We start from the raw sequence: 13060 nt of genomic DNA on the forward strand, positions 1-13060 counted from the left end.
TCTGCGGCCAATCAAGGCTGCTGCCGATAGATCATTCGGCAGCAGCTCGACAAGGTCTTTCAACTCCCGGACGTGCCACAGACGGCATGGAACGGCCGGTTATAGTCCCCACAACGGACCCGGTGCCTGAAATTCTAGCGCCTCAGGGGGATGTTGGAGATCCGTACTCGCCGCCATGCGTCTTGCATCCCCTTCGCTTCCAGCTTTGAAGCCAAGGCCTCATATATTGGCCAAGGCGTCGCCGTTGGGCCGATAATGATTTCCTCGATCAATTCTGGCAGCGTCGCCCCTATCAAACCTTCTTCTGGAAAGTTCATCAGGGGAAGCTTGTAAACTCTTTGCGGCACGCCATTGATCGTTTCGATATCGTATCTTATTCGTGGAGAAGGCATCAGACTTGGCGAATGGATAACACGCCACTCCCGCTCCTCCCTGAATCCTGGATGCTTTAGAGATAGGATGGCGAAGTGCAATGCATTCGTGACGTACATGCGCACCTCTTCTCCGCCCAAAGAGCACAAGAAGGCGCGCTCCCGCTCCAGCCTTGAGACAAAACTCTCGAATTCTCCTTTGAACGAAGTTGGGCAGCAATAATGGACGGGACTGGTGAACGCCGTGTACGCCGTGCTTCTTGCAAAGAAAGGAGTAGTGCGAAACACGAAGGCAACGTTCGTGTTCCCGCCGTAGGCTCGCCACATAGAGAGGCGGCCGTACTGGTCTTCCTCTGTCGAACCGTTGCCGTGTTCACTGATCGAAACAAGATAACTTCCTATCGTCTGATGTACCGCAATATTCATTAAATCTTCAAGCAAGGTAGCAGAAAGACCCGCTTTTACATCTTCCAGAATGGTGTGAAGCCTGCCCCCTGCCACGCCGCCAATGACCGGATCCTGCAAAGCATGATTTACACAATCTTGGCCATGCTGGATCTCGGAGAAGTCGTTCATCACGACCGCGTTTCGCATCCAAACTTCTTCTTTTTCGATTATCTGAAGAGCCGCGTAAGCGCTTGTATAATGAGCAAAGCGCGCTCCTCTCGCTCGCAGATCGGCGGAGCGAGATCGCGCATGATGAAAGAATATCTGCTCAATCCTATCTTGCTCGTCATCATTGGTCACACTGAGCGTCACTCTTGCCTCCGGAGACGACATTCACCCGCCAAGCCTATACCGCCACTTCAGAGCCCGCTGGAACTCCGATTCTTCGGTCGTCAACCATATGGCGACGACGACTTGCAGCTACGGCACGACTGCAGGTTGCCAGCGCGGCTATGGGCGAAGATGCCAGCGCCGTCAGGTCGCGTTGAGATCAGAGTGTCGGGGGGCAGAACGAAGCTGCTCTGCTGCAGGTTCTCGTGTCCCGCACTGCAGGTCTTCGTGTCCCGCTACAACCGCTACAATTCGTTTTGTCCACAGAAGAGTTTGCACAGGCCCCTTTACAGTCTTCCGCTTTGCGAACACCATATCTAGTGAGGACGGAGGCAGGCAGCGCCGTCCCTTGCCGCGCACCCAGCTTCTTGTGGGTGATCCCCTGCAGGCGGTTCAATGATGAGGCCCGGGCACATGTCGCTCAGCGAGACCTATCTCTCTTCGGAGGAAATCCATCCGATCGACATCGTCGAGACGCTGGCCGAACATCACGCGTGGGAGTTCGACCGCATCACCGAGGACCAGATCGCGATGGCGGTCGAGGGCCAGTGGCGCACCTACTCGCTGACCCTCGCCTGGTCACCCGCAGACGAGATGCTGCGGCTCCTCTGCACCTTCGAGATGGAGCCGCCCACCCACCGGATGCCTGAGCTGCACGACCTGCTCAACCGCTGCAACGATCTGGTCTGGACCGGGGCCTTCACCTACTGGGGCGAGCAGAAGCTGATGTCCTGGCGCTACGGCCTGCTGCTGTCGGGCGGACAGAGCGTCAACGCCGAGCAGATCGGCCAGCTCATCGCCGAGGCCGTCACCGCGAGCGAGCGCTTCTATCCCGCCTTCCAGATGGTGGCCTGGGCCGAGAGCCCGCCGGCCGAGGCGATCAAGGTCGCCATTGCGGAGGCCTACGGCCGCGCCTAGTCTTTCCCCGCACAAACGGGGGAAACAATGGATCTTGCGGATCTTGGCCGCCGGGGGCTGGTGCTGCTCGGCTGCGGGAAGATGGGCTCGGCGATGCTCGAGGGCTGGCTCGGACGGGGCCTTGCGCTCTCCGCCGTCTGGGTGACGGACCCCAGGCCGTCGGACTGGCTGAAATCGCTCGCGGCGCGCGGGCTGCATCTGAACGAGGCGCTGCCCGACGAGCCCGCGGTGGTGCTGGTCGCGGTCAAGCCGCAGATGATGTCCGAGGCCCTGCCGGGGCTCGCGGCGCTCGGCGAAGGGCGGGTGCTTTTCCTGACGGTCGCGGCGGGCACGCCCATCTCCTATTACGAACGCACGCTGGGCGCGGCCACGCCGGTGATCCGCGCCATGCCGAACACACCCGCGGCGGTCGGCCGCGGCATCACGGCGCTGGTGGGCAATGCTGCCGCCTCGGAGGCGCAGATGGCGCTGGCCGAGGATCTCCTCTCGGCGGTGGGCCAGGTGGTCCGGCTCGAGGGCGAGCATCAGATGGATGCGGTGACCGCGGTCTCGGGCTCGGGGCCGGCCTATGTCTTCCACCTGATCGAGGCGCTCGCCGCAGCGGGCGAGGCCGAGGGGCTGCCGGCCGATCTCGCCATGACCCTCGCCCGCGCCACCGTCACCGGCGCGGGCGAGCTTGCCCATCGCGCGCCGGAAAGCGCGAGCCAGCTGCGCGTGAACGTGACCTCGCCGGGGGGCACGACGGCGGCGGCGCTCGGCGTGCTGATGGATCCCGAGAGCGGCCTGCCGCCGCTCCTCCGCCGCGCGGTGAAGGCTGCGGCCGACCGCGGACGGGAGCTCGGCCGATGATCGCCTACGAGGATTTCGCCAAGGTCGACATCCGCGTGGGCCGCATCACCCGCGCCGAACCCTTCCCCGAGGCACGCAAGCCCGCCCTGAAGCTCTGGGTCGATTTCGGGGACGGGATCGGCGAGAAACGCTCCTCGGCCCAGATCACCCGGCATTACGAACCCGAAAGCCTCGTCGGCCGGCAGGTGCTGGCGGTGGTCAACTTCCCGCCACGCCAGATCGGCCCGGTCCTGTCGGAGGTGCTGGTGCTGGGCGTGCCGGATGCCGAGGGCGAGGTGGTGCTGATCGGACCCGGCCAGGACGTGCCACTCGGAGGGAAGCTCTTTTGAGACTGCTCATCACCCGCCCCCTGCCCGACCGGATTCTCGAGGCCGCCCGCGCCCGGTTCGAGGTCACGGTTCGCAACAGCACCAAGCCGCTCTCGCCCGAGGAGCTGCGCCGCGCGCTGGCCGAGCACGATGCCGTGCTGCCGACGCTGGGCGATCTCTTCCGCGCCGAGGTCTTCGCCGACGTGCCGCAGCCGCGCGCCCGGATCCTCGCCAACTTCGGCGTGGGGACGAACCATATCGACGTGGCCGCCGCGACCGCCGCCGGGATCGCCGTCACCAACACGCCGGGCGCCGTCACCGACGCCACCGCCGACATCGCGCTCACGCTAATGCTGATGACGGCGCGCCGGGCCGGCGAAGGCGAGCGGCTGGTGCGCCGCGGCGCGTGGGAGGGCTGGCATCCGACGCAGATGCTCGGTCTCCACATGACGGGAAAACGGCTCGGCATCCTCGGCATGGGCCGGATCGGCAAGGCCATCGCGCGCCGCGCCCACCACGGCTTCGGGATGGAGATCACCTTCTTCAACCGCTCGCCCGTCGCCGATCCGGGCGTCCCCGCCCGACAGGTGGGATTGGCCGAGGCGCTGGACGCCGATATCGTCGTGGTGGCCGTGCCCGCGACGCCCGCGACCCACCATCTCGTCGATGCGGCGGCGCTCAGCCAGATGCGGCCCGGCGCGATCCTCGTCAACATCGCCCGCGGCGACATCGTCGACGAAACGGCGCTGATCGCGGCACTCGCCGAAGGCCGGCTCGCCGGCGCGGGGCTCGACGTCTACGAGTTCGAGCCCGAGGTGCCCGCCGCGCTCCGCGCGATGGAGAATGTGACCCTCCTGCCTCATCTGGGGACCGCGGCCCTCGAGGTGCGCGAGGGCATGGGGCTCATGGCGGTCGAGAACCTCCTGGCCTTCGCCGACGGCCGGCCGCTGCCGAACGCGGTCTGACGATGCGCCGGTGCCGCCGCTCAGGTCCTGTCGGCCGCACCGGGCGCCCCAGCCGCCGCCGGGGGTTCGATGCCCCCGGCGGCGGCTCCCTCCGTCCGGGCCCCGCCGTCTCCGAGCCTGCCGCACCGAAGGCCGCTCCCCGCCTCTGCAGCAGGCCCGACGCCCGGGCCGGCAGCTCGGGCCATCGCCGCGCAGCCGGAGGTGCCGCATGATCCTCTCCCGTGCCCGCCGCTTCATCTTCGTCCATATCCCGAAGGCCGGCGGCAGCGCCCTGGCGCTCGCGCTCGAGGCCCGTGCGCGCAAGGACGACATCCTGATCGGCGACACGCCCAAGGCCCGCAGCCACCGCGCCGGACTGCGCGGGGTGAAGGCGCGCGGACGGCTCTGGACCCACTCCACTCTCGCCGATATCGCGGGCCTGCTCACCGACGCCGAGATCGAGAGCTTCTTCACCCTGACCCTCGTGCGCAACCCGTGGGACCGCGCGCTGCGCTACTATCTCTGGCTCCGCGGCCAGAGCTTCGCCCATCCTGCGGTGGGCCTTGCCAAATCGCTCGATTTCTCGGGCTTTCTCAACCATCCGCAGACCCAGACCTCCTTCCGGCTCTGGCCCGCCTCCGCCTACATGCGCGACCGGCATGGGGTGGAGCGCGCGAGCCTCTATCTGCGGGCGGAGCATCTCGAGGAGGATCTGCCGCCCTTCGAGGCGCATCTGGGCTTCCGCCTCGCGCCCCTGCGCCGCACGGGCGACTCCGGCCCGCCGCAGGACTGGCGCAGCAGCTACAGCGACGCCGATGCGGCCCTCCTCGCGCGTCTCTGCGCCGAGGATATCGGCCGTTTCCACTATCGCTTCGACGATGCGGCCGGGCGGTGAAATTTCCGCAGAACCGCCCTTGACTTCCCCCTCCGCTTGGGCGAGATAGCGCCTCGTTGGGGTCGTAGCTCAGTTGGGAGAGCGCGTCGTTCGCAATGACGAGGTCAGGGGTTCGATCCCCCTCGGCTCCACCAAAATCCACCTGATCCCGCCCTTCGCAGGCCCCTGCTTTCGGCGGGCACGTTGCGCGAACCGTGCAGGTCTGATCGGCATTCCCCCTTCCCTGTCAGAGACGTCGGGATCGCGATGGACGTTCACGGCCCCTCGGCCAAGGGGACCGAACGGACCTGCTTCGATCCCTCAGGCCTGCACAACAGAGGGATCCATCCGGCTGCAATTGCGCCCCGCGTCCTTCGCCGCATAGAGTGCGCGGTCGGCGGCCGCGAACAGCTCCGCGCCGGCCTGACCGCGGGCGCCGAGCGCGATGCCCACGCTGATCGTGACGGCGATCCGCGTGCCGTCCTCCAGCCCGACCGGCTCCTCCGCCACCGCGCGGCGCAGATCCTCGGCCTCGGACAGGGCCTCGGCCGCCCCGGCCCGGTCGAGGAGCAGGGCGAATTCCTCGCCGCCGTACCGGAAGAGGGGCAAACCCTGGCGCGCGGACGCGGCCAGCCGCAGGGCCACCGCCCGCAGCACGGCATCGCCCACCGCATGGCCGTGGGTGTCGTTGATCCGCTTGAACCGGTCGATGTCGATCAGCAGCAGCGCATAGGGCTCGCCCGTCCAGGGCGCCGCGCGCTGCTCCAGCGCGTGGTCGAACTCGCGGCGATTGAGAAGCGAGGTCAGCGCGTCCCTCCGCCCGAACTCGCGCAGCCGCGCCTCCTGCTCGACGATGGTGCGGGTCATGTCGTTGAAGGCATTGGCCACGGCAGCGAGCTCCGGGGGCACCGTCACCGCCACCGGCTCTTCGCGCTGCCCCGAGGCCACGCGCCGCGCGCCCTCGACCAGCCGGTCGGTCCCGAGGACGATCGCCCGGTTCACCACCCAGGCGCCGAGCCCCATCATCAGGACGGACAGGATGAGGGCCGCAGCCGCCCCGATCTCCAGCCGCCGGAGCGCCACCAGCGCCGCCGCGTGATGCGCCTCGCTCTCGCTCCGCAGCCGCTCGACGATCTGCTCGAGCCTCTGCGCCGCCACCGGCAGCTCGCGTTCGAGTGCCGCGACCCGGTCGATGTCGGGCACCGCCCCGGCCAGCCCCTCCCGCGGACGGGCGAGCACGGTCTCAGCATCGCGCGCGAGCGCACTCCATTCCGCCCGCGCTACCCCGATGAGCGCGACCAGCGCCGGATCGGCCGCCACGGCCTCCGAGAGCCTTTCGAACTGCGCCTCGACCTCGGCTGCCACGGCGGCATAGCGGACGGCGCGCTCGGTATCGCCGCTGAGCAGATAGCCGTTCACCGCTTCGGCCACCTGCCAGTAATCGTCGTGGATGCGTTCGAGGCTGACGAGCGTCGCATGCTGAACCGTCAGCACGTCGCGGAACGGGCTGACGATGGTGCGGTGATAGACGGCGTAGCCCACCACGGCGCTGGTCAGAAGCGGCAGGACGGCGAGGACCAGCGCCAGCGCCATCCAGCCGCGGAGCGATTGCCGATAGAGAATGCGCCGTGCCCAGTCCATCCGCGATCCTTCGGAAACCTGCGGATGTCCTTACCACCTGCCGGCACCGCGGACCAGCCAGCCCCCCGCCGCGAGGCCCGACATAGCGCTGCGGTCACGACAGCCCGCGGCCGCCACGCGCCAGCCCTGCGTCAGGCGGGTGGGCCGCGCCAGAGATCCCACGCCGCGAGCAGCAGCGTCGCCAGCACGACGAGGCCCAGATCGAGGCGCGGAACCTTCATCGCAAGGATGCCGAGGAAGGCCGCGAGCACGATCAGCGCGAAAAGGGGCAGCAGGCGACGGGTCATGGGGCTGTCTCCGGTGCGGTTTGAGCGAGGCGCTGGACCAGCCAGCGGGCGGTGCGCAGAAGGCGGGCGTCGCCGCCCGGCGGGCCCACGAGCTGCGCCCCCATCGGCAGGCCGTCGGACGAGACGAAGAGCGGCAGAGTGACGGCGGGCAGGCCGCAGAAGGTCCAGAGCCCGTTGAAGATCGCGTCTCCGGTCGTGGCGCGGTCGGGCGCGGGGCCCGGCGCGGCAGGGCAGAGGATCGCGTCGCAGCGATGAAAGATCGGCTCCAGCCCTGCGCGCAGCGCCGTCCGCGCCTCGAGCGCCGCGAGATAATCCGCGGCCGGGATCCTCCGCCCCTCGGCCAGCGCCTCGCTCAGGAGGGGCGACAGGGCCGCCCGGCCTGCAAGACCCGCATAGTGATGCGCCATCTCGGCCAGGTTGATCCGGCGGCGCAGGTCGGCCGCTGCGCCGAAGACCGCGGGCAGCTCGAGCGCGAGGCAGTCCCGCCCCAGCAGCTCCGCCAGTTCCTGCAGGGCGAGCCGCATCTCCTCATGCGCCGCCTCCCAGCCGGGCGGCCGCACGAAGGCCAGCGTCGGCGTCACCGGCGGATCGCTGGCCGCGGTCTCGGGCAGGCGCGGCGCGGGCTGCAGCAGGCTCGCCGGATCGGCCGGATCGTGGCCGGCGAGCGCCTCGGCCAGGAGCGCCACGTCGGCCACGCTGCGGCCGAAGACGCCCATCGTGTCGAGGCTCGGCGACTGGGTCAGGACGCCCGAGCGGGGGATGAGGCCGAAGCTCGGCTTGAAGCCCGCGATGCCGCAGAAGGCCGCGGGGCGGATCACCGATCCGCCGGTCTGGGTGCCGATAGCCAGCGGCACCATGCCCGCCGCCACCGCCGCCGCAGAGCCCGAGGAGGAGCCGCCCGGCGTGCGGGCGGGGTCGTGCGGGTTGCGCGTGGCGGGCGGCTCGAGGAAGGCCGCCTCGGCCGTCGCGGTCTTGCCCATCAGGATCGCCCCCGCCGCCCGCAGCCGGGCTGCGACGAAGGCATCGGCCTGCGCCACCCGCCCCGCTCCGCCGGCAAGGCCGAGGCCGGTCGGCATGCCGCGCACGTCGATCACGTCCTTCACCCCCACCGGCAGTCCGTGCAGTGGGCCGAGCGCCGCCCCGCTCTGCCGGCGCGCATCGAGCGCGCGCGCCTGCGCCATCGCATGATCCCCGTCGAGGAAGGCCCAGGCCTGCACCTCCGGCTCGCGCGCGGCGATCTGCGCGAGGCAGGCCTCGACCAGTTCCACCGCGCGCACCGCGCCCGAGGCGAGCCGCTCCGCAAGCTCGGCCCCGGTCAGCGCGAGCAGCCCTCCGTTGCGATCAGCGCGCCCCATAGACGAACTCCGGAAGTGCGAAGACGATCTGCGGGAAGAGATACATCAGCGCCATGCAGACGAAGACCATCCCCACATAGGGCAAGGAGCCCGCGAAGATCTGCGTGAGCCGCACCTGCGCCGGCGCGATCCCCTTCAGGTAATAGGCCGACATGGCCATGGGCGGTGTCAGGAACGAGGTCTGCAGGTTCAGCGCGACGAGCACCCCGAAGAACAGCGGGTCGATGTCGAAGATCCGCAAGAGCGGCAGGAAGATCGGCACGAAGATGATGATGATCTCGGACCATTCGAGCGGCCAGCCGAGCAGGAAGATGATGATCTGCGCAAGGATGAGGAACTGGAACGGCGTGAGATCGAGGCTCCCCACGAAGTCGGCGATCACCTGCTCGCCGCCGAGGTAGGAGAAGACCGCCGAGAAGGTGTATGAGCCGACGAAGAGCCAGCAGACCATCGCCGTCGTGCGCACGGTGAGATAGACGCTCTCGCGCAGCCTCTCGAAGGTCATCGCGCGGTAGAGAACGGCCAGCACCATGCCCCCGAGCGCCCCGATCGAGGCCGCCTCGGTGGGCGTGGCCAGCCCGAAGAGGATCGAGCCCAGCACCGCGAGGATCAGCACCGCCAGCGGGAAGAACGAGGTGAGCAGCATCAGGAAGAGCTTGCCCCCCGGCACGTCCGGCACCTCGCCCGGCGCCGGGCGTGGCGCCACATGCGGCTGCAGGATCGCCCGGCCGATGATGTAGACGAGATAGAGGCCCACGAGCGTGAGCCCCGGCAGGAGCGCCGCCGCATAGAGCCGCACGATCGAGACGCCCGAGGAGGCCGCATAGACGATCAGCATGATCGAGGGCGGGATCAGGATGCCGAGCGTGCCGCCCGCGCAGATGATCCCCGAGGCGAAGGCATGGTCGTAGCGGGATTTCAGCATCGCGGGCAGCGCGAGAAGCCCCATCAGCGTGACCACCGCCCCCACGATGCCGGTGGCCGTGGCGAACAGCGCGCAGGTCACGAGCGCCGCCACCCCCATCGAGCCGGGGATGTTCTTCGAGGCGATGTTGAGCGTGGTAAAGAGCCGGTCCACGATGTTCGCCCGCTCGACGATGTAGCCCATGAAGAGAAAGAGCGGGATCGCGGTCAGCACCTCGTTCGACATCACCGTGTATGTCTGGTTGATGAAGAGGTCGAAGATCCGGTTGTTGAAGAACCCCTCGACCCAGGTCGAGGCCGAGGTCCAGCCGTCGGCCTCCTCCCCCAGCCGGTTGAAGGCCCGCCACATCCGGCTCGCATCGAAATAGGCGTAATAGCCGAAGCCGATGCCGAGGGCCATGAGGGTGAAGGCGATGGGGAAGCCGAGGAAGACGAGCGAGATGAAGATGCCCAGCATCAGCAGGGCCACTTGAGGGTCGGTCACTCGGCCGTCTCCTTGCTGCGAGGATGAAAGTCGAAGGGGGCGGGCCCGCCCGGCAACGGGAAGCGGGTCCGGGCCGCGGCAGAGGCGTCATCGCACGGCAACCGGGAGCGGGTCCGCGCCGGAACGGATGCGGAGCCGCGCGGCGCCCGTAATCGCCGGGCCGGGGCGGCAGCGGCGCGGCTCATGTCGCCTCCCCGCCATGGTCGCGCACGAGCGCGGCCTCGGTCTCCTCGACATCCTGCTCGGCCGAGAGCCAGTAGCCCTCGCGCAGGCAGAGGAGGCAGCGGCAGACCTGCGCCAGCCCCTGAATGAAGAGGAGGAGCCCCGCGGCCACCATCACCGACTTGAACTGATAGATCGGGATGCCCGCAGGGCTGTTCACGCTGACTTCGGCATACCCCCAGGACCGCGCGGAATATTTCCAGCCCGAAAGGATCAGCGCCGTGATGCCGGGAAAGAAGAAGATCAGGTAGAGCACCAGATCCACCGCCGCCTGCGTGCGGGGCTTCCACATCCGGTAGAGGAAATCGCCGCGCACATGGCCGTTGCGCGACAGCGTATAGGCGCCGCCCATCATGAAGAGCGTGCCATACATGATGAAGGACACGTCGAGCGACCAGGGCGTCGGCGCATTGAAGGCGTAGCGCACGAGAACTTCGTAGCTGACCCCGAGGGTCATGAGGACCACCAGCCAGCCGAAGGCATGGCCGAAGGCCGCCGACAGGCGGTCGGCGAAACGGATGAAGGCGCGCATGGGATCTCCCGATGGAAAAGGCCCCGGGAGAGGTCCCGGGGCCGGATCGCGTCAGAGCTTGAGCTTGCCGGGGAAGTGATGTTCGTAGGCCAGCCCGAGGTCGGCCGCGTTCATCAGCTCGTAATAGCTTACCTGCTCCACCCAGGCGCGCTGGCTGTCGAGGACCTTCTTGAAGAACTCGTCGGCCTCGAGATCCACGATCAGCTTGTCCCACGCCTCGAGCTGGCCCGAAAGGATATCCTTCGGGGTCCGATGCACCGCGACCCCGTTTTCGGCCGCGAGCGTCGCGAGATCGGCCGAATACTGGCGCAGCGCCAGCGCCGTGTTCGAGGTCGAGGCCGCCTCCACCGCATATTTCAGGATCGCCTGCAGATCGGGATCCAGATCCTCGTAGAAATCGCGGTTGAACGTATATTCGAAGCTCTCGGACGCCTGATGGTAGGAGGAGAGATAATAGTTCTTCGCCACGTCCTGCGCGCCGAAGCGCATGTCCGACGAGGGGTTGTTGAACTCGAAGGCGTCGATCACGCCCCGCTCCATCGCCGGCACGATCTCGCCGCCGGGCAGCTGCGCCACCGACATGCCCATCGCCTGCAGCAGGTCGGCCGCCAGCCCCACGGTCCGGTATTTGAAGCCCTGGATGTCGGCGACGCCGTTCACCTCGGTCTTGAACCAGCCGAAGGGCTGGGCCGGCATCGGGAAGCCGTAGAAGCCCACGATGTTCATTCCGAGAATATCCTGGGTCAGCTCGCGGTAGAGATCCTGACCGCCGCCCTGATAGAACCAGCCGAGCATCGTGGTGGCCGAACCGCCGAAGACCGGGCCCGTGCCGAAGAACGAGGCCGCCTTCGACTTGCCGTACCAGTAGGCCGACACCGAATGCGAAGCGTCGATCACACCGTCATGCACGGCATCCATCACCTGGAAGGCGCCGACCACGGCCCCGGCCGGCAGCAGGTCCACCTTGATCCTGCCGCCCGACATCTCCTCGACCCGCGTGACATATTCGCGGGCGAAGTCCATCCAGATGTCCGAGGCAGGCCAGGATGTCTGCATCTTCATCACCAGCGGCGCTTGGGCCAGAACGGCCGGAGCCGCCAGGACAGACCCCGCCGCCGCACCCCCGGCCAAGGCACCGGTGCGCAGGAACGAGCGGCGCGAATACGCCGCTTTCTTCTCGAAAGCCGTCATGTCATTCCTCCCAGTTGGCCGCGCCCTCCCAAGCGCAGCCTGGAAAGTGTTGCCAACAACCGGCCTCATTTCAACATTTTCCGGCGCCTCTTGTCGTTTCGGATGAGGTGACGCTACGGAAACGGCGCCGGGCCGCCTCTGCGCCCGCCGGTGAAACCGACCCCTCTCCCTTCCATCCTACTGGTGGCGCAGCGCCTCGATCGGGTCGAGCCGGGCGGCCCGGCGGGCGGGGAAATAGCCGAAGATCACCCCCACGACCGCCGAAAATCCGAAGGCCATCAGCACCACCAGCGGATCGGGCGTGAAGGGAATGAGCATGTAGCGCGAGGCGACCAGCGCCAGCGCGAGCCCGAGGGCGATGCCGATCATGCCGCCCAGCACCGACAGCACCACCGCCTCGACGAGGAACTGCGTCAGCACCTGCCCCGCCGTCGCCCCCACCGCAAGCCGGATGCCGATCTCGCGCGTGCGCTCGGTGACCGAGACCAGCATGATGTTCATGATCCCGATGCCGCCGACCAGAAGGCTCACCGCCGCGACCGAGGAGAGCAGCCCCGCGAGGACGGTGTTGATCGAGCTCAGCATCGAGGCGATCTCCTTCATGTCCGTCACTGAGAAGTTTTCCTCGTCGGCAGGCCCGATCCGCCGCCGCTCGCGCAGGAGCGCGCTGATGTCGCGGATGCCGCGCGTGGCCGAGACGCCGTCCTGAAGCGCCACCGACATGCCCGAGACATCCTGATTGCCCACCAGCCTCCGCTGCACGGTGCGGATGGGCATCAGCACCAGATCGTCCTGATCCTGCCCGAACGAGCCCGCGCCCTTGGCCTCGAGCAGCCCCACCACCAGACACGAGATCGACTTGATCCGCACCGTCTGGCCCAACGGGTCGGCCGCGCCGAACAGCTTCTGGCGCACCGTCTCACCCAGAATGCAGACTGCCGCCCCCTGCCGCTCCTCGGCCTGCGTGAAGACGCGGCCGCCCGCCAGCACCCAGTTGGCCACGGTGAGATAGGCGGCCGTGGTGCCGGTGATCGAGGTTGTGGCATTGGCATTGCCATAGACCACCGTCTGCGAGGCCGAGGTGTTGGGCGAGACCGCCCGGATCACCGGCAGCTCCTCGAGCGCCTCCACGTCGCGCAGCGTGAAGGCAGGCGAGGTGTCGCGCGTCCCGGGCCCCATCATCCGCTTGCCCGGCCGCAGGATCAGCACGTTGGTCCCGAGGCTCGCCACATTGGCCGAAACCTGCGCCGACGAGCCCTGCCCCACCGTCACCATGGCGATGACCGCCGCCACCCCGATCACCACGCCGAGCACGGTCAGGAACGAGCGCAGCTTGTTCCGCACGATGGCGATGAAGGCGAGGCGGATCGTCTCCCACAGCAT

13 protein-coding genes and 1 tRNA gene are annotated in these 13060 nt (G+C 68.0%); 6 read left to right on the forward strand and 8 right to left on the reverse strand.

Annotated features, from left to right (window positions below; all coding sequences use genetic code 11):
- Positions 1–134 precede the first annotated feature (134 nt).
- Positions 135–1130 (reverse strand): DUF2971 domain-containing protein, encoded by a 996-nt coding sequence (locus tag RSP_RS17460; RefSeq protein ID WP_160384142.1) that lies wholly within the window; start codon positions 1128–1130, stop codon positions 135–137.
- A 432-nt stretch (positions 1131–1562) separates the two neighbouring features.
- On the opposite strand from RSP_RS17460, the gene RSP_RS17465 reads away from it, so the two are divergent.
- From RSP_RS17465 to RSP_RS17490, 6 genes are all read left to right on the forward strand, one after another.
- On the forward strand, positions 1563–2066 hold the full coding sequence (locus RSP_RS17465; protein ID WP_017140369.1) for a type III secretion system chaperone family protein: 504 nt from the start codon (positions 1563–1565) through the stop codon (positions 2064–2066).
- 27 nt (positions 2067–2093) lie between these two features.
- Complete coding sequence (gene proC / locus RSP_RS17470) at positions 2094–2915, forward strand: pyrroline-5-carboxylate reductase (RefSeq protein ID WP_017140370.1); 822 nt, start codon at positions 2094–2096, stop codon at positions 2913–2915.
- On the forward strand, positions 2912–3244 hold the full coding sequence (locus RSP_RS17475; RefSeq protein ID WP_002724123.1) for a tRNA-binding protein: 333 nt from the start codon (positions 2912–2914) through the stop codon (positions 3242–3244). The genes proC and RSP_RS17475 overlap by 4 nt, the downstream gene beginning before the upstream one ends.
- Complete coding sequence (locus RSP_RS17480; RefSeq protein ID WP_011339246.1) at positions 3241–4188, forward strand: 2-hydroxyacid dehydrogenase; 948 nt, start codon at positions 3241–3243, stop codon at positions 4186–4188. Before RSP_RS17475 ends, RSP_RS17480 begins: the two co-directional genes overlap by 4 nt.
- A gap of 208 nt (positions 4189–4396) precedes the next feature.
- Positions 4397–5062 (forward strand): sulfotransferase family 2 domain-containing protein, encoded by a 666-nt coding sequence (locus RSP_RS17485; RefSeq protein ID WP_011339247.1) that lies wholly within the window; start codon positions 4397–4399, stop codon positions 5060–5062.
- Positions 5063–5120: 58 nt separating this feature from the next.
- Positions 5121–5196, forward strand: a tRNA-Ala gene (locus tag RSP_RS17490).
- Positions 5197–5362: 166 nt separating this feature from the next.
- Here RSP_RS17490 and RSP_RS17495 read toward each other — a convergent pair.
- From RSP_RS17495 to RSP_RS17520, 7 genes are all read right to left on the reverse strand, one after another.
- The gene (locus RSP_RS17495; RefSeq protein ID WP_011339248.1) at positions 5363–6682 is read right to left on the reverse strand and encodes a GGDEF domain-containing protein; all 1320 of its coding nucleotides are present in this window, start codon (positions 6680–6682) and stop codon (positions 5363–5365) included.
- Positions 6683–6813: 131 nt separating this feature from the next.
- Complete coding sequence (locus tag RSP_RS22285) at positions 6814–6969, reverse strand: hypothetical protein (RefSeq protein WP_002724127.1); 156 nt, start codon at positions 6967–6969, stop codon at positions 6814–6816.
- Positions 6966–8324: an amidase gene (locus RSP_RS17500; RefSeq protein WP_011339249.1), complete on the reverse strand. Its 1359-nt coding sequence runs from the start codon at positions 8322–8324 to the stop codon at positions 6966–6968. The genes RSP_RS22285 and RSP_RS17500 overlap by 4 nt, the downstream gene beginning before the upstream one ends.
- Entirely contained in the window at positions 8311–9732 is a 1422-nt protein-coding gene (locus tag RSP_RS17505; protein WP_011339250.1) for a TRAP transporter large permease, read from the reverse strand. Before RSP_RS17505 ends, RSP_RS17500 begins: the two co-directional genes overlap by 14 nt.
- A gap of 181 nt (positions 9733–9913) precedes the next feature.
- A complete protein-coding gene (locus tag RSP_RS17510) occupies positions 9914–10486 on the reverse strand; it encodes a TRAP transporter small permease subunit (RefSeq protein ID WP_011339251.1) in 573 nt (190 codons plus the stop codon).
- Positions 10487–10537: 51 nt separating this feature from the next.
- Positions 10538–11677, reverse strand: a complete 1140-nt coding sequence (locus tag RSP_RS17515; RefSeq protein WP_011339252.1) for a TRAP transporter substrate-binding protein — start codon at positions 11675–11677, stop codon at positions 10538–10540.
- A gap of 177 nt (positions 11678–11854) precedes the next feature.
- Positions 11855–13060 carry an ABC transporter permease gene (locus RSP_RS17520; RefSeq protein WP_011339253.1) on the reverse strand — a complete coding sequence of 402 codons (1206 nt, stop codon included), beginning with the start codon at positions 13058–13060 and terminating at the stop codon, positions 11855–11857.

The organism is Cereibacter sphaeroides 2.4.1 (assembly GCF_000012905.2).
Classification (GTDB): Bacteria; Pseudomonadota; Alphaproteobacteria; order Rhodobacterales; family Rhodobacteraceae; genus Cereibacter_A; species Cereibacter_A sphaeroides.